The sequence below is a fragment of the Xenorhabdus innexi genome (assembly GCF_002632485.1).
Lineage (GTDB): Bacteria > Pseudomonadota > Gammaproteobacteria > Enterobacterales > Enterobacteriaceae > Xenorhabdus > Xenorhabdus innexi.
The window spans coordinates 1-815 of sequence record NZ_NIBU01000209.1 but is presented as its reverse complement, the minus strand read 5'-3'; the positions used below and the strand labels follow the sequence as shown (position 1 = coordinate 815).

Genomic DNA, 815 nt, shown 5'->3' with positions numbered 1-815 from the left:
GCCCCGGTCAGGGCGGCATTTTCCAGGGCGGCTTCATTGGTAAAATCAATCTGCGATTGCAGGCGTTTCCCCGTTTCCGCGCTCAGGAACTGATCCCCGGCGGCTTTCAATATCCAACTGGTATCATTGGATGACTCACCCCGGATAAAGTCCGTCCACGGCGATTGATTACCGGATTTATCCACCAGACGCGCCCGGAAATAGAACGCCACCCCGGCAGACAATCCCTGCATCGTGTAAGTTTTCTGCGGGTAAGGGATATCCGCCAGCAACATGAGTCCGTCGCCGTCATGGGTCGGACTGTACTGGATTTCCGTTTTCAGCGTATCGCCAGTCTGGGCAGCAAAGCCCCAGTTCAGCTGGATACCAAACACAATCGGCGTGGCCTTAAACCCGAGCGGCGCAGGCGGGTCTCCGGCTTTGCCTTTGAGGTGCGTTTCCGGCGCATTGGCCCACAGGCTGGAAATCTCAGCGGCGTTAATCGCCCGCACCCGAGCCTGATAGCGTCCGGCGTAGATATTCGGCACCTCAAAACCCGGTGTGGCGGTTCGCGGGGCGGCTATCCAGTTGCCATTATCCCGCCGCCACTCAGCTTCATAAGCAATAGCCTGCTCCACCGCCGACCAGCTCACCTGCAAGGTGGTGATGGCAATTCCCTGATGCACCACCGAACTACTGCTGATCACCACGTTTTTCGGCGGTGACTGTACCCCCGGCGGAATAACCGAAATCGGCCGTTCATCAATGCGGATACCGGTGTCGATATGGGCGTATTTATCCGGGTTATGCTCAATGGCGGTCATTTCAAATGAAAC

The 815-nt window shown here is 57.1% G+C and carries 1 pseudogene; it reads right to left on the bottom strand.

Features of this window, described 5'->3' with window-relative positions:
- Positions 1-815, bottom strand: a pseudogene (locus Xinn_RS21125) (host specificity protein J); the annotation flags it as partial.